Below are 15,517 nucleotides of genomic sequence, written 5' to 3'. Positions count from 1 at the left end.
CCGACGGGGACAGTAGCGCGCCGCCCCTCGTCAGGAAGCCGCAGCGCTCCGTGCGGCGATCTTCGTGGCGAGCCCGGCCCGGGCCCGCTCCGGGACGTACTCCACGACGGGCGCGAGCTCGGCCAGCCGGGACTTCTCGGTCATCACGATCCGGAACGCCGTCTCCACGGTGATGCCGTGGTCGGGGCGGTGCACCACCTCGACGGCGTCACCCGCGCCGATCTCGCCGGTCCGCAGCACCCGCAGGTAGGCGCCCGTCGCCCCGTGCGCGGCGAACCGCTTGACCAGGTCGGGCACGCCCCAGAAGCGGGCGAAGTTGGCGCACGGCGTGCGCCAGGCGGTCACCTCGAGCAGCGTCGTCCCCACGGTCCACCGCTCCCCGATCACCGCGTTCCGCAGATCGAGGCCGCTGGTGCGGAGGTTCTCCCCGAACCGGCCCGGCGGGAGGTCGCGGTCCAGCTCGGCGGCCCACCAGTCGGCGTCGGCCTGGGCATAGGCGTAGACCGCCTGCCCCTCGCCGCCGTGGTGCTTCCTGTTGACCTGGACGTCGCCGTCCAGACCGAGCTCCCCGACGGCGACCCGGCCGGTCACCGGACGCTTGTCGATGCCGCTGCGGTTCGGCCGCTTGTCGGGCAGCGGCAGGAGGTCGCTGCCCGATACGCAGACCGCCTCGACCCGGCCGGTCACTTCTTGGAGGCGGTCGACTCGTTGGTGGAGAGCGCGGCGACGAACGCCTCCTGGGGGACCTCGACGCGGCCGACCATCTTCATCCGCTTCTTGCCCTCCTTCTGCTTCTCCAGCAGCTTCCGCTTGCGGGTGATGTCACCGCCGTAGCACTTGGCGAGGACGTCCTTGCGGATCGCGCGGACGGTCTCGCGGGCGATGACGCGGGAGCCGACGGCGGCCTGGATGGGCACCTCGAACTGCTGCCGCGGGATGAGCTCGCGCAGCTTGCCGGCCATCATCACGCCGTAGCTGTAGGCCTTGTCCTTGTGCACGATGGCGCTGAACGCGTCGACGGCCTCGCCCTGCAGCAGGATGTCCACCTTGACCAGCGAGGACTCCTGCTCGCCGGCCTCCTGGTAGTCCAGGCTGGCGTACCCGCGGGTCTTGGACTTCAGGGCGTCGAAGAAGTCGAAGATGATCTCGCCCAGCGGCAGCGTGTAGCGCAGCTCGACGCGGGACTCGCTCAGGTAGTCCATCCCGCCGAGCTGGCCACGCCGGCCCTGGCAGAGCTCCATGATCGCGCCGGTGTAGTCGCTGGGCGCGATGATCGTGGCGTTGACGATCGGCTCGTAGACCTTGTCGATCTTGCCCTCGGGCCAGTCGCTCGGATTGGTCACGGTGAGCTCGCTCTGGTCCTCCATGATCACCCGGTACACGACGTTGGGCGCCGTCGAGATCAGGCTGATGCCGGCCTCGCGCTCCAGCCGCTCGCGGACGATCTCCAGGTGCAGCAGGCCCAGGAAGCCCACGCGGAAGCCGAAGCCCAGCGCCGCCGAGGTCTCCGGCTCGTAGGTCAGCGCCGCGTCGTTGAGCAGCAGCTTGTCCAGGGCCTCGCGCAGCAGCGGGTAGTCGCTGCCGTCGATGGGATAGAGGCCGGAGTAGACCATCGGCTTGGGGTCGCGGTAGCCGCCGATGGACTCCGCGGCCGGCTTGTGCTGCAGGGTGACGGTGTCACCGACGCGGGACTGGCGGACGTCCTTCACCCCGGTGATGAAGTAGCCGACCTCGCCCACGCCGAGGCTCTGGACCGGCTTGGGCTCCGGGGAGATGACGCCGATCTCGAGCAGCTCGTGCGTGGCACCGGTCGACATCATCTTGATCTTGTCGCGGGCCGAGATCCGGCCGTCGACCACGCGGACGTAGGTGATGACGCCCCGGTAGATGTCGTAGACCGAGTCGAAGATCATCGCCCGGGCGGCGGAGTCGGCCTCGCCGGTGGGCGCGGGGATCTCCTCGACGATCCGGTCGAGCAGTTCGGGCACGCCGACGCCGGTCTTGCCGCTGACCCGCAGCACGTCGCCGGGCTCGCAGCCGATGATGTGCGCGATCTCCTCGGCGTACCGCTCGGGCTGGGCGGCCGGCAGGTCGATCTTGTTGAGCACCGGGATGATCGTGAGGTCGTTCTCCAGCGCCAGGTACAGGTTCGCCAGCGTCTGCGCCTCGATGCCCTGAGCGGCGTCGACCAGCAGGACCGCGCCTTCGCAGGCGGCCAGCGACCGGGACACCTCGTAGGTGAAGTCCACGTGGCCCGGGGTGTCGATCATGTCGAGCACGTACTCGGTGCCGGTGTGCGCGCCGGAGCGCGGGGTCCACGGCAGCCGGACGTTCTGCGCCTTGATGGTGATGCCGCGTTCGCGCTCGATGTCCATGCGGTCGAGGTACTGGGCACGCATGTGCCGGCCCTCGACGAGGCCGGTGACCTCGAGCATCCGGTCGGCCAGCGTCGACTTGCCATGGTCGATGTGGGCGATGATGCAGAAGTTCCGGATGAGGGCCGGATCGGTGGCAGCAGGAGTCGTCACAGTGAGGCCATCGTCCCATGCCGCGGCGCCGGGCAAAGCGATTGCCCGGAAGGACGTGCGTCCTCCAAGGTGCGCGGGTGTCCCTGCCCGGTAGTCCACGGCTGCCCTACGCCCGCCTCCCGGCCGGGCTGCGGGCGGAGATCGACGCAGCTCTGGGCTCTCCCGTCGTCGCGGTGTCGCCCCGGCAGGGCGGCTTCTCCCCGGGACCGGCCGTCGTCGTGACGTGCGCCGACGGCCGCTCCGCCTTCGTGAAGGCGGTCGGGACGCCGCTGAACCCGGAGACGCCGACGCTGATGCGTGCGGAGGCGGAGGTGACCGCCCGGCTGCCGGCAACCCTGCCGGTCCCGGCCCTGCGCGCACACCTGGAGTGGGCCGACGGTGCCGACGAATGGGTCGCGCTGGTGTTCGACGTGTTCGACGGCGAGGCGGCGCCCCTGCCGTGGACGCCGCAGACGGCGGCCGTGGCCGTCGCCGGGCTGACCGAGCTGGCGCGGGCCGCCACCCCCTGCCCGGTCGCCGGGCTGCCCACGCTCGCCGAGCGAGTGGACGTGCCGCTGTCGTCGTGGGCGCGGCTGGCCGCCGACCCGCCCCCCGATCTGGACCCCTGGGAGACCGAGCGGCTGGACTGGCTCGGTGAGGTGCCCGACCGGCTCGCCGCCGGTGGTTGGCTGGACGGGGACACCCTGGTCCACGGTGACCTGCGGGCGGACAACCTGCTGCTGGGGCCGGGGAACGCGGTGGCTTTCGTCGACTGGGCCTGGGCCGTCCGCGGTGCGGACTGGATCGACACGGTGCTGTTCAGCCTGGACGCGGCAGCGCAGGGCGGCGTGGATCCCGAGTGGCTGGTGGGCCGCTCGCCCCTGGTCCCCGCCGCGGACCCGTGCCAGGTGACCGATCTGGTGCTCGCGATGGCCGGGATGTGGGCGTCGAGCATGCGTCGCCCGGCGCCGCCGGGGCTGCCCACCCTCCGGACCTTCCAACGGCACTTCCACGCCGCCGCGCTGGCCTGGGGCGTGCGGCGGGTGGCGGCCGGGCTGGTCTGACCGCCGCCGGTTGGGCCCGACGGGCGGGACTGGTATCTTGTGAGGCCGGTCCGCTGGGCGCTTCGCCGTGCCCCGGACGCACTGTCGAACTCATCCCCTCCAGACTTTCGAGGCTCACGCGTGGCGAACATCAAGTCCCAGCTCAAGCGGATCAAGACCAACGAGAAGGCGCGTCAGCGCAACGTCGCGGTCAAGTCCGCCCTCAAGACGGCTGTCCGGCGCGTCCGCACGGCCGCCGAGTCCGGCGACGCCGCCGCCGCGGCCGCCGCGCTGACGACCGCGAACAAGCAGCTGGACAAGGCCGCCAGCAAGGGCGTCATCCACAAGAACCAGGCCGCCAACCGCAAGTCCGGTCTGGCGAAGCTCACCGCCGGCCTCTGATCCGGCGCCCGCGTCCACGTGACGCGGACGTGCACGAGCCCCTCCCCTGCGGGACGGGGCTCGTTCGCGTTCCGGGGAGGCAACGGATCAGCGGATGCCCGCCGCCGCTCCGCCTCGTCAGCGACCGGTGGGAACGCGACCCCGGCCGGTCGCGGTCCGGATGTCGACGATCCGGCGCACCGCGCGCTCCAGCGCGTAGTCGGCGCTGGCCGCCACGCCCTTCACGTCCGCGTTCAGTTCCGCGGTCACGCCGATGGCCTGCTGCAGGCCGTCGATGCTCCAGCCCCGTGACTGGGCCTGTGCCTTCTTGACCTTCCACGGCGGCATCTTCAGCGTGCGGGCGAGCTCACCCGGGTTGGTGGAGCTCAGTGACGCCACCCGTGCAGCGGTGCGGACCCCGTCGGCGATGGCGTCGGCGATGAGGACGTGCGCGACGCCGCGCTGCAGCGCCCAGCGCAGCATCTCCAGCGATCCCTGCCGGTCGCCGACCAGGACCCGCTCGGCCACGGTGAAGCCGGTGACCTCGGCCTGACCCCGGTGGAACCGCGCGACGGCGTCGCCGTCGATGGTCCCGCCGAAGTCCGACACCAGCTGGCTGGCTGCTGCCGACAGCGCACGCAGGTCGTTGCCGACGGCGTCGACCAGCGCGGTGACGGCATCGGCGGTGATGCGGCCGCCGAAGGTGCGGACCTCGTTGCGGACGAAGGCGGCCCGGTCGCCGGCCGAGCTGATCTTGGGGCACTCGTCCACGGCGGCACCGGCGGCGACGAACGCCTTGACCAGCGCCTCGTTGCGCTTGCCGCCGGAGTGGACGATCACCAGCGTGATCTCCGGGTCGGGATCCTTGGCATAGGCCGTGAGCGCGTCGGCCAGCGCAGCGGCGGACTCGTGCACACCCGTGACGACGACGAGGCGGTGCCCACCGAACAACGAGGGCGCCAGCACGTCGGCCAGCTGACCGGTGGGCAGCCCCTGCGCGGCGAGCTCGTGCAGCTCGGCATCCGGATGGCGCTCGACCACCGCCGTCCGGACGGCGGCGACCGCGCGGGACCGGAGGAGCTCCTCCTCCCCCGACACCACACGCAGCCGCGAGGTCGGTGGCACGGGAGCGGCTGGCACGCCTGCATCGTGCCACGGAGCACCGACGGATCCGGCCTCCCCCGCGGGCCTCACGGTCCCGTCCCGCGGGCGGCCACGCCCCACTCGGACGCGGAGCCCACGACGGCGAGGTCACCCCCTCGATCGGTCCGGTGCACGCGCATCCCCGCCCGCTCGAGAGTCTCCAGCAATGAGCGGGCCGGATGCCCGTAGGTGTTGTCCGCCCCGACGGAGATGAGCGCGGCGCGCGCCCCCGTGCCCGTCAAGAACCCGGGGTCGGCGTCCGCGCTGCCGTGGTGCGGAACCTTGAGCACGTCGGCCCGCAGGTCGACTCCACTGGTCCGCAGGCGGGCCTCCGCCTCCGCGCCGAGGTCCCCCGTGAGCAGGACGCGGACGCCGCGGACGGTGGCCCGCACGACCAGGGACAGATCGTTGACCTCCGCGGCCGCCGTGGCGCGCTCGGGTTCCGGCGCGAGAACCTCCAGGACCACCGCGCCTGCCTCCCGCCTGTCCCCCGGCACCAGCCGGATGCGCTCGGCCCCGGCCCTCCGGATCACGGCGTCGACGGTGGGCAGCCGGTCGTCGATCGGGGACAGCGCTCCGGTGGCCACCACGCCGACCGAACGGCCGTCGAGTGCGCCGGTCAGACCGCCGACGTGGTCGGCGTCCAGGTGTGACAGGAGCACCAGCGGGAGACGGTCGACCCCCAGGTCGTCCAGGCAGCGGTCGACGGCGGCGACATCCGGTCCGGCGTCCAGCAGCACGGCCTCCCCCCTGCCGCCCGTCGGCAGAACCAGCGCGTCGCCCTGCCCCACGTCACAGGCGACGATCACGGTGTCCGGCGGAGGCCAGCCCCGTACCGCCTGACGCACCGGCCAGCCGACCAGGACCAGCCCGGTCAGCACTGCCAGCGCCAGCGGGCGGAGCCGGCGGAACCGCCACAGACCCCACCCGGCACCGACCAGGAGGACCGCGAGGAGCACGGCCCCGCCCGACCCGGCGGGCCAGCCCGGCGCAGCATCGGGCAGCCGGGCGGCGCGCTCGGCCACGAGCACGAGCCAGCGCGTCGGCCAGCCGGCACACCAGACCAGCACCGCCCCCGCCGGCTGGGACACCGCGCCCAGGACCGTCGCCAGGATGCCGAGGACCGTCGCCGCGGGCACCGCCGGAGCGGCCAGCAGGTTGGCCGGCAGCGACACGAGGCTCACCGTCCCCGAGAGCCCCGCGACCAGCGGTGCCGTGGCCAGGCCGGCCGCAGCACTGACCGCGAGCGCATCGGCGACGAGCGGAGGCCAGCCGCGCTCGCGCAGCCGGCGCGACCAGGCCGGCGCCAGCAGCACGATGGCCGCGGTGGCGAGGACCGAGAGCGCGAACCCGGCGTCCCGCGCCAGGCGGGGGTCGAGGAGGAGCAGGACGCACACCGCCGCCGCCAGGGCGGGCAGCGCGATCCGCGCCCGGCCGGAGGCCAGCGCCAGCAGGGTCACCGCGCCCATGGCCGCCGCACGCAGGACGCTGGGCTCGGGACGGGCGAGGACGACGAAGCAGACGAGAGCGGCGCCCCCGACCACCGCCTGGACCCGGCGGTCGACGGCCCGTCGGCGCAAGGGCCACAGGACCGCGGTGATCACGATCGCGACGTTGGCCCCCGAGACCGCGGTCAGGTGCGAGAGCCCGGCCAGCCGGAACTCCTCGTCGAGTACCGGATCCAGCTGCCGGGTGTCCCCGACCACGAGGCCCGGCAGCAGCCCGGCCGGACGCGGCTCGAGCACCTGGGTGGCGGAGCGGGCCAGCCCGTTCCGCAGGTCTCCGGCGATCCGCTGCCACGGGTCCGGGGCACCGACGGCGGTCGGTGGCCCGCGGGCCGAGAGCACCGCCACGACGTCGTCCCCGGCCCGGGGCGGCGCGGCGACCGCCCGGACCCGGGCCGGCTGACCGGGCAGGAGCTCCCGCCATCCCTCCTCCGGCGCGAAGAGCAGCACGTCCGCCTCGAGGTGCTGGACCCGCTCCCCGTCGCTGACGACCGTGACCGTCGCGTCGGCGACGATCCTGGGCCGGCCGCTGCCGGTGAGGAGGTGCGGATCGCCGCCCAGGTGCAGGTCGACCGTGACGGCCCGGTGGTCGTCGGCCAGCGCCCGGAGCGGCGAGGCCTCCCGCGCCGCACCCCGGACCGCCGACGTGCCGCTGGCGACCGCGACCGCGGCGAGGACGGCGAGCAGCACCGTCGCGGCGACCGTTCCGCGGCGGCGTGCGCACCCCGCCGCGACGAGCGCCCCGGCCGACGCGAGGCCGAGCAGCGACGGCGCGAGGAACGGTGCCGCCAGGCTGACCGCCCACACGGCGGCCGCCACGGGGACCAGCCTGAGGTCGATCCACTGCCAGCGACCGTCCGGGGCCTCCGCCCGGTGCGGCGCTCTCACACGCGCACCAGCTCGGCCAGCTCAGCGGCGGTGGTGGGTCCGATGCCGGGCACGTCGTCCAGCTGGTCGACGCTGCGGAACGGGCCCTGGGCGCTGCGGTGGGCGACGATGCGCTGCGCCAGCACCGGTCCGATTCCCGGTAGCGCGTCGAGGTCCTCGGCCGTCGCGGTGTTGAGGTCCACCAGCACCCCGGCGCCGTCCGCGGCCGCCGCGGTGCTGCCGACCACCCCGGGCACTCCGACGGCGATCTGCTGGCCGTCCGTGACGACGGCGGCCAGGTTGACGGCGGCCGGATCGGTTCCCGGCAGCAGCCCGCCGGCCGCTTCGACGGCGTCGGCGACCCGGGAGCCCGTCGGCACCGTGACCAGTCCTGGCCGCGCCACCAGGCCCACGACCGCCACGACCACCGGGGTCGCGGTGTCGGCCACCTCGCCCACCGCGGGAGACGCCGGCGGAGAGGCCTCCGGAGAGGCCGCCGGCGCTCCCGTCGACCCCGCGGCGTCCGCCGCCGTCGAGGCGCTGCCGGACGGGACCGGTGGCGCCGGTTCGACCCGAGGCCGGTCCAGCCAGGTCCAGCCGACCAGGAGGAGCGCGGCCAGCAGACCGGCGGTCCACAGCGATCGGGCGCCGGCCCGCCCGGGGTCCCACCGCGCCGTCCGCCCGGGCGCGCGGTGCCTTCCGATGCCCGGCGGCCGGTCGCCGGGCGCCTCCTCGACCCAGCCGTCGACCTCCTGCTCGCTGCCCTGCTCGGCGACGGTGGCGGTCTCCGTGGGGTGGTCGTCCTCCGGCACCCAGCCGCCGCGCGATCCGTCGTCCAGCAGTGCCCTCAGCCGGGCACGGATGACGTCGGCATCGTCGGATCGGCGAGAGCTCTGGCGCACTCCGCGGACGCTAGGAAGCCTGCCGCCCGCCCGGCAGCGGCCGCGCTCATCTGTGGACGGGGACGCTCCCTGTGGACGCCCCGGTCATCTCGTCGCACCGGTCCGTCAGGGTGCCGGCATGCCCGTGCGCAACGCTGGTCCCCCGTCGCTCCGAGAGCGGTCATCCCTCCGCGGTCGGCTCCTGGCCGCTCTCCGGCACCGCCGGCTCTGCACCCTCGACGGCGCCCGGCAGGTCCGGTGCCGCATTCCCGTCATCCGGCGCCGGTGCCACGACGACGCCGACCGCTCCGGGGCCCACGTGCGCCCCGATCGCGGCACCGAGTTCGCTCACGTGCAGCTCGCGCAGGGAGGGCACCCGTTCGCGCAGCTCGGCGGCCAGCCGCTCGGCTTTCTGTGGCGCCGCCAGGTGGTGCACCGCGAGGGAGACCGGCTCACCCCCCACCTCGTCGACGACCCGCTGCACCAGACGGCTGAGGGCGCGCGCGGAGGTGCGCACCTTCTCCAGCGGCACCACGCGCCCGTCGAGCACGTGCAGCACGGGCTTCACCGCGAGCGCCGATCCCAGCAGGGCGGCGGCCGACCCGATGCGGCCGCCGCGGCGCAGGTGCTCCAGGGTGTCGACGACGAAGAACGTCCGGGTGGCCGCGGCCGTGCGGCGGGCCGCATCGGCGACCGCAGCGGCGTCCGCGCCGGCGGCGGCAGCTCGCGCGGCCGCCAGCACGGCGAAGCCGTTGCCCATCGCCGCCGAACGGGAGTCCACCACGGTGACGATGTGCTCGCCGACCTGCGAGGCGGCCAGCCGGGCGGCGTCCCAGGTGCCCGAGAGCTCGGCGGAGAGGTGGATGGACACCAGCCGATCCGCTCCCGCGTCCAGGAGCCGCCGGTAGGCCGCCACGAAGTCGCCCGGCGTGGGCCGCGAGGTGGAGACGCGTCCCCCGCGGGTGTTGAGCACCCGGGCGACGTCGGCAGGGCCGATCGACTCGCCCTCGGTCCCGGAATGGCCGGCCAGCACCACGTAGAGCGGGACGACGTCGATCCCGTAGCGCTCGAGGACCTCGGGCGGCAGGTAGGCCGTCGAATCGGTCACGACGGCAACGGGCACGCGGCGAGGCTAGCTGGCCCCCGCGGGCGTTCGGGTCACGGCCGGTGTGCCCGGCTCGGCCTGCGCGGACGGACGGGACGTCAGACGACTGCGTCGGCATCGCCGATGGAGCCGGCGCCGCCCTCCTCCGGGTTGGCTCCCGAGCGCACCGGGACCTCCTGGGAGGCCGCGGGAGCACGGTGGCCGGCACCGTTGCCCTCCGGCCCGGGGCTCCTCGGCACCGCGGCGTTGTGCCGGATGAGCCGCCAGGTTCCGGACTGCTCCTGCAGCTCGCTCCAGGCACAGTTGCCCAGCGGACCGAACAGCCGGCGCTGCTCGGGGCCGAGCCCCAGCAGCCGCTCGATCAGGCGGCCGCTGGTGCCGCCGTGCGTAACCACCACCGCGACGGGCGCGGCCGGCAGGTCGGCCACGGCGGCGAGCGCCCGCGCGGCGACGTCCTCGGGCTCCTCTCCCCCGCGCCCGCGGACCGGGCGTCCGGCGAGCCAGTCCGCGTACTGGTCGGGATACCGGTCGGCCACCTCGTCGCGGGTGAGCCCCTCCCACGAACCCATGCCGTGCTCCCGGAGCCGGCCATCCAGCCGCAGCGGGACGCCCAGGAGCCGGGTCAGCGCCCCGGCGGTGTCCGCGGCGCGGTCGAGGTCGCTGGAGACCACGATCGTGTCGCCGTCGAGGGCTCCGGACGCGATCAGGTGCGGAGCGGCCTCGACCGCCTGCCGGCGGCCCACCTCGTCGAGCGGCGGGTCCATCCGGCCCTGGAAGCGGCCGGCGGCGTTCCACTCGGTCCGGCCGTGCCGCCAGAGGACCAGCCGCCGGACGGGCAGGGCGAGCGCCGCCAGGGAGTCGCTCACCGGCCGGTGGTGTCCGGTCCGGCCGCGCCCTCCGGGGCGGATGCCTCGGCCGCCTCCTGCGCCGGGAGGGCGCTGTCCACGAACGGGATGGTCGGGCAGTCCTTCCAGAGCCGCTCGAGGGCGTAGTAGGCGCGCTCCTCGGCGTGCTGGACGTGGACGACGACGTCGACGAAGTCGAGCAGCACCCAGCGGGCCTCCGAGACGCCTTCACGGCGCACCGGCTTGAGCCCGTGCTCGCGCAGGCGCTCCTCGACCGCGTCCACGATGGCCTGCACCTGGCGCTCGCTCGGCGCGGAGGCGAGCACGAACGCGTCGGTGATCGCCAACCGCTCGCTGACGTCCACGATCGAGACGTCGGTGGCGAGCTTGTCGGCGGCCGCCTGAGCGGCGAGTTGCGCGGTGTCCCGCGCCTCGGCCGAGGCGGTCATCGGGGTACCTCCTGGAGGTCGGATGTGGGGTCGGTGTCGGTCGGCGGGCCAGGGGGCTGCGGTGGACGGTCGTAGATCGGCCGGTCGCCGGCCGGCGGGGGGCCGGCCGCGACCGGGTCCTCGCCGCCGCTGACCGCGGCCGGCGCCCGCCGCCGCAGGCCCTCGCGGTAGAGGCCCCGCTTCTCGATGTACTGGACGACGCCGTCGGGCACCAGGTACCAGACCGGCATCCCGCGGGCGACACGGCCACGGCAGTCGCTGGAGCTGATCGCCAGCGCCGGGATCTCGACCAGGCTGACGCGTCCCGCCGGCAGGTCCGAGTCCGCGAGCGTGTAGCCGGGACGGGTCACCCCGATGAAGTGCGCCAGGTCGAAGCACCGGTCCCCGTCGCGCCACGTCATGATCTGCGCCAGGGCGTCGGCCCCGGTGATGAAGAAGAGTTCGGCGTCGGGCCGCTGGGCCCGCAGGTCGACGAGGGTGTCGATGGTGTACGTCGGACCACCGCGGTCGATGTCGACGCGGCTGACGGAGAACCGTGGATTGGACGCCGTCGCGATGACCGTCATGAGGTAGCGGTCCTCGGCCGGGCTGACCTGACGGTCGCTCTTCTGCCAGGGCTGACCGGTGGGCACGAAGACGACCTCGTCCAGCCCGAAGAGCCCGGCGACCTCGCTCGCGGCCACGAGGTGCCCGTGGTGGATGGGGTCGAACGTCCCACCCATCACGCCGATCCGCCCACCTGTCACCGGCCGAGCGTATCCGTGCCCACCGGAGCCGGCCCTGGCCGGACCGGCTCCGGTACTACGGAACCGCGGTGCCTGCCCCACCGGAGGGGGCGCCGCGGCCCGCGGCGACCGGCTCCCCCGTGCAGCCGGTCGCGGGCCCTACCGCCCGAGGCGGCCGGAGGCGCCGACACCCGGGAGCATCGGCACCGCGCTGACCAACGGCTCGATCCCGCCTGGGTTACGCACCAGTACCGGAATTGGCGTGTGGCCGTCCGCACTGCTCCGCTGCGCCGCATTCCGGTGCGCAGGGGCGGTCGACGTGTCGACCGGTCGACGCGTGGACGAAGCGACTGCGGAACGCGGTGGGGCGGCCTGACCCGGGCCGTTCCGCCCGCCGGTGATCACCGGCGGGCGGGGCGCGGCGAACCGGTCAGAGGGTGGTGATGAAGTCGGCCAGCTGGGCGGCGTTCCGGCACTCCACCATGTCGATGACCTCGCCGTACCGATCGGCGGCGGAGTCACCACTGCCCCACTGGCGCTGCGGCTCCGGGTTCAGCCAGTGCGCCGAGCGGGACCGGCGCACCATGCTCGCCAGCAGCGGGACCGCCGCCGGCCGGTAGTTGGTCCGGCCGTCGCCCAGCACCAGCAGCGACGTCTTCGGCCCGATCGCCGAGGCGTACTTGTCGGCGAACACCTCGAACGCGGTGCCGTAGTCGCTGTGCCCGTCGAAGGCCACCACCTCGGCCTCCCGCCCGATGCGCGTCACCGCGTCCGCGACGTCGGCACCCGGACGGAAGAACCGGGTCACCTCGTCGGTGGAGTCGACGAAGGCGAATGCCCGGACACCGGTGAAGTGCTCGCGCAGCGCCTGGGTGAGCATCAGGGTGAAGTGGCTGAAGCCGGCCACCGAGCCGCTCACGTCGCAGAGCACGACGAGCTCGGGCTTGTGCACCTTGCGCGGGCGGTGATGGGTGACGACCGGGACGCCGCCCGTGCCGAGCGAGGCCCGGACGGTCTTCCGGAAGTCGAGCCGGCCCTGGCGGCCGATCTTGCGCCGGGCGGAGAGCCGGACGGCCAGCCGCCGGGCGAGCGGCGCCACGGTGCGGCGCAGCTCCGCGAGGTCCGTCGACTGGGCCCGCAGGAAGTCGATCTGATCGGCCAGCGGGCGGACGGCGTTCTTCGCGACCCGATCCCGGCCCTTCTCGTCGGCCGTCCGCCGGCGCACCTCGGCCTCGACGGCGTTCTTGAACGCCTCCACCCGCTCCCGGACCGTCTGGCGGGCGACCTGCTCGTTGAGCCCCCCGCGGTCGCCCTCGGCGAGCAGGCCTGCCAGCAGCTGGGCCACCAGCGTGTCCGGGGAGAGCGCCCGCATGACCCGGTAGCTGAAGTACGACTGCCCCGTCGGGCTGGGCTGCCCGCTGCCGAGCCGGTCCACCGCACGACGGGCGAACCGGCGGATCTCGTCCTCGTCACCCTCGAGCAGCAGCTGGAAGAGCTGGTCGCGCATGAGCTTGGCCAGCTCGGCGTCGTCGGGACCGGGACCCGCCTGGCGCGGCTCGCCGTCCTGCGCGCCCTCCTCGGCCTCGCCGAACTCCTCGTCGGCCGCCGGGCGGTCCGACAGCGGCCACCAGAGGTCGAACAGCACGTCGTAGGCCGGTCGCTGAGCACCCCGCTGCAGCAGCACGGCCGCCAGACCGTGCCGGAGCTGCTCGCGGTCGAGCAGGTCGACGACGGTGAGGATCTCGGCCGCGTCGACCGCCTGGCTGATGCCCACCGGGATACCGGCTTCGCGCACGGCGCGCACGAATCCGTCCAGGTGCCCGGCCAGCCCACCGAGCTCCTGCGAGCGGCTCCCCGGGGCACCCATCAGTTCAGCCGAAGCTCGGCGGCGGCCCGCTCCTGGTCGCTCGCGTGCTTGAGCACCACGCCGAGGGTCGAGGACATGGCCCCCTCGTCGAGGGTGTCCAGGCCGAGCTCCAGCAGCGTCTGCGCCCAGTCGAGCGTCTCGGAGATCGACGGCGACTTCTTCAGCTCCATCGCCCGCAGCGCACGCACCGTCTTCACCAGCTGCTCGGCCAGGCCCGGGGCGAGGTCCGGCACGCGCGACAGGACGATCTCCCGCTCCCGCTCGGCCGAGGGGTAGTCCAGCGCGAGGTACAGGCAGCGCCGCTTGAGGGCCTCGGACAGCTCGCGGGTGGCGTTGGAGGTCAGGATGACCATCGGCCGGCGGGTGGCGGTGATCGTGCCGAGCTCGGGGATGGTCACCTGGAAGTCCGAGAGCACCTCCAGCAGCAGGCCCTCGACCTCGACGTCGGCCTTGTCGGTCTCGTCGATGAGCAGCACCGTCGGGTCGGTGCGGCGGATGGCGGTCAGCAGCGGGCGGGAGAGCAGGAACTCGTCACCGAAGATGTCGTCGTGGACGCTGTCCCAGTCGGCACCGTCGCCGGCCTGGGAGGCCTGGATGCGCAGCAGCTGCTTCTTGTAGTTCCACTCGTACAGCGCCCGCGCCTCGTCGAGGCCCTCGTAGCACTGCAGCCGGATCAGGTCCGAGCTCGTCGCGGTGGCCAGCGCCTTGGCCAGCTCCGTCTTCCCGGTGCCGGCCGGCCCCTCGACCAGCAACGGCTTGCCCAGCCGGTCGGCCAGGAACACCGTCGTCGCGATCTGGGCGTCGGGCAGGTAACCCGCCTCGCTCAGCCGCTTGCCGACGTCGGCGACGGAGGAGAAGTGCGGGGACTGCGACGGCGGACGGGGCAAGACGGCTCCAAGGGGCGGTGGGGTGGGCGGAAGAACCCGCTCAGCGGACGTGACCGCGACCGGTCACAACGTAGGTGGTCGAGGTGAGCTCGGGGAGTCCGAGCGGGCCACGGGCGTGCAACTTCTGCGTCGAGATACCGATCTCGGCGCCGAATCCGAACTCGCCTCCGTCGGTGAACCGGGTGGAGGCGTTCACCAGCACGGCCGCGGCGTCCACCCCCGCGGTGAAGGCGGCGATCGCGGTGGCGGAGTCCGCGACGATCGCCTCGGTGTGACCCGTGGTCCAGCGGGCGATGTGGTCCAGCGCCTCGGGCAGGTCGTCCACCACCCGCACGGCCATGTCCATCGACAGGTACTCCGCGGCCCAGTCCTCGTCCGTGGCCGGCAGCACCGCGGGTGCGCCCGCCCCCGCGGCCTCGAGCACGGCCGGGTCACCGTGCACGGTCACGCCGGCGTCGGTCAGCGCGCGCAGGAGCCGGGGCAGGAACGGGACGTCGCGGTGGACCAGCAGCGTCTCGGCGGAGTTGCAGACGCTCACCCGGTGGGTCTTCGAGTTGAGGACGACGGCCTCGGCGACGGCGGGGTCGGCGGAGGCGTCGACGTACACGTGGCAGTTGCCCTCACCGGTCTCGATCACCGGCACCTTCGACTCCCGCACCACGCGCTGGATCAGCGAGGCGCCACCGCGCGGGATGACCACGTCGACCAGCCCGCGGGCACCGAGCAGCTCGCCGACCGACGCGCGGTCGGCCGGCAGCAGCTCGACGAAGCCGGCCGGGAGACCGGCCTTCTCCCCCGCCTCGGTCAGCACGGCGATCAGCGCGGTATTGGTGGCGAACGCCGACGCGGACCCCCGCAGCAGCGCCGCGTTGCCGCTCTTGAGGCACAGCCCCGCCGCGTCGACCGTCACGTTGGGACGGGCCTCGTAGACGATGCCGACCACACCGAGGGGCACGCGGACCTGGCGCAGGTCCAGACCGTTGGGCAACCGCGACCCGCGGACGACGTCGCCCACCGGGTCGGGCAGGGCCACCAGCTCGCGCAGGGCGGCGGCCACGCCCGCGATCCGGTCCGCATCGAGCCGCAGGCGGTCGATGGTCGCCTCGGGCGTCCCGTCCGCGCGCGCGGCGTCCACGTCGGTCGCGTTCGCGGCGAGGATTTGGTCGGCCCGTTCCACCAGCGCCTCGGCCATCGCCGTCAGCGCGGCGTCCTTCGCGTCCGTGGACAGGGTCCGGAGGATCCGGGCAGCCGACCGCGCCCGCTGGGCGGCGGCGCCGATCAGCGGCAGCAGTGAGATCTCCGACACGCAGCC

The 15,517-nt window shown here is 74.2% G+C and carries 14 protein-coding genes; 2 read left to right on the top strand and 12 right to left on the bottom strand.

Annotation, left to right across the window (positions count from 1 at the left end):
• Window positions 1-30: 30 nt before the first annotated feature.
• Together ACI793_RS08140 and lepA are read right to left on the bottom strand one after the other, a co-directional pair.
• On the bottom strand, window positions 31-687 hold the full coding sequence (locus ACI793_RS08140; protein WP_456605870.1) for an MOSC domain-containing protein: 657 nt from the start codon (window positions 685-687) through the stop codon (window positions 31-33).
• The gene (gene lepA, locus ACI793_RS08135) at window positions 684-2,528 is read right to left on the bottom strand and encodes a translation elongation factor 4 (RefSeq protein ID WP_456605869.1); all 1,845 of its coding nucleotides are present in this window, start codon (window positions 2,526-2,528) and stop codon (window positions 684-686) included. The genes ACI793_RS08140 and lepA overlap by 4 nt, the downstream gene beginning before the upstream one ends.
• A gap of 77 nt (window positions 2,529-2,605) precedes the next feature.
• On the opposite strand from lepA, the gene ACI793_RS08130 reads away from it, so the two are divergent.
• Together ACI793_RS08130 and rpsT are read left to right on the top strand one after the other, a co-directional pair.
• Window positions 2,606-3,571 (top strand): phosphotransferase family protein, encoded by a 966-nt coding sequence (locus ACI793_RS08130; RefSeq protein WP_456605868.1) that lies wholly within the window; start codon window positions 2,606-2,608, stop codon window positions 3,569-3,571.
• Window positions 3,572-3,691: 120 nt separating this feature from the next.
• Window positions 3,692-3,952: a 30S ribosomal protein S20 gene (gene rpsT, locus ACI793_RS08125; RefSeq protein ID WP_456605867.1), complete on the top strand. Its 261-nt coding sequence runs from the start codon at window positions 3,692-3,694 to the stop codon at window positions 3,950-3,952.
• A 117-nt stretch (window positions 3,953-4,069) separates the two neighbouring features.
• Here the strand turns inward: rpsT and holA are convergent, their stop codons facing one another.
• From holA to ACI793_RS08075, 10 genes are all read right to left on the bottom strand, one after another.
• On the bottom strand, window positions 4,070-5,071 hold the full coding sequence (holA, locus tag ACI793_RS08120; RefSeq protein ID WP_456605866.1) for a DNA polymerase III subunit delta: 1,002 nt from the start codon (window positions 5,069-5,071) through the stop codon (window positions 4,070-4,072).
• A gap of 50 nt (window positions 5,072-5,121) precedes the next feature.
• Window positions 5,122-7,398 carry a ComEC/Rec2 family competence protein gene (locus tag ACI793_RS08115; RefSeq protein WP_456605865.1) on the bottom strand — a complete coding sequence of 759 codons (2,277 nt, stop codon included), beginning with the start codon at window positions 7,396-7,398 and terminating at the stop codon, window positions 5,122-5,124.
• Between the two features lie 65 nt (window positions 7,399-7,463).
• Window positions 7,464-8,348: a helix-hairpin-helix domain-containing protein gene (locus tag ACI793_RS08110; protein ID WP_456605864.1), complete on the bottom strand. Its 885-nt coding sequence runs from the start codon at window positions 8,346-8,348 to the stop codon at window positions 7,464-7,466.
• A gap of 160 nt (window positions 8,349-8,508) precedes the next feature.
• Window positions 8,509-9,450, bottom strand: a complete 942-nt coding sequence (locus ACI793_RS08105; RefSeq protein WP_456605863.1) for a DegV family protein — start codon at window positions 9,448-9,450, stop codon at window positions 8,509-8,511.
• 80 nt (window positions 9,451-9,530) lie between these two features.
• Entirely contained in the window at window positions 9,531-10,298 is a 768-nt protein-coding gene (locus ACI793_RS08100; RefSeq protein ID WP_456605862.1) for a histidine phosphatase family protein, read from the bottom strand.
• A complete protein-coding gene (gene rsfS, locus ACI793_RS08095; protein ID WP_456605861.1) occupies window positions 10,295-10,726 on the bottom strand; it encodes a ribosome silencing factor in 432 nt (143 codons plus the stop codon). The genes ACI793_RS08100 and rsfS overlap by 4 nt, the downstream gene beginning before the upstream one ends.
• Window positions 10,723-11,472, bottom strand: a complete 750-nt coding sequence (gene nadD / locus ACI793_RS08090; protein ID WP_456605860.1) for a nicotinate-nucleotide adenylyltransferase — start codon at window positions 11,470-11,472, stop codon at window positions 10,723-10,725. Before nadD ends, rsfS begins: the two co-directional genes overlap by 4 nt.
• Before the next feature lie 409 nt (window positions 11,473-11,881).
• The gene (locus tag ACI793_RS08085; RefSeq protein ID WP_456605859.1) at window positions 11,882-13,318 is read right to left on the bottom strand and encodes a vWA domain-containing protein; all 1,437 of its coding nucleotides are present in this window, start codon (window positions 13,316-13,318) and stop codon (window positions 11,882-11,884) included.
• The gene (locus tag ACI793_RS08080) at window positions 13,318-14,205 is read right to left on the bottom strand and encodes an AAA family ATPase (RefSeq protein ID WP_456605858.1); all 888 of its coding nucleotides are present in this window, start codon (window positions 14,203-14,205) and stop codon (window positions 13,318-13,320) included. Before ACI793_RS08080 ends, ACI793_RS08085 begins: the two co-directional genes overlap by 1 nt.
• A 40-nt stretch (window positions 14,206-14,245) precedes the next feature.
• The gene (locus ACI793_RS08075) at window positions 14,246-15,511 is read right to left on the bottom strand and encodes a glutamate-5-semialdehyde dehydrogenase (RefSeq protein WP_456605857.1); all 1,266 of its coding nucleotides are present in this window, start codon (window positions 15,509-15,511) and stop codon (window positions 14,246-14,248) included.
• Between the last annotated feature and the right edge of the window lie 6 nt (window positions 15,512-15,517).

The sequence above is a fragment of the Blastococcus sp. SYSU DS0617 genome (assembly GCF_054051075.1).
This window is presented reverse-complemented; position numbering and strand designations above follow the sequence as displayed.

Excerpts from the sequence above, each read along its gene's own strand:
- ACI793_RS08085 (WP_456605859.1), bottom strand. The coding sequence starts at position 13,318 with ATGGGTGCCCCGGGGAGCCGCTCGCAGGAGCTCGGTGGGCTGGCCGGG.
- rsfS (WP_456605861.1), bottom strand. The coding sequence starts at position 10,726 with ATGACCGCCTCGGCCGAGGCGCGGGACACCGCGCAACTCGCCGCTCAG.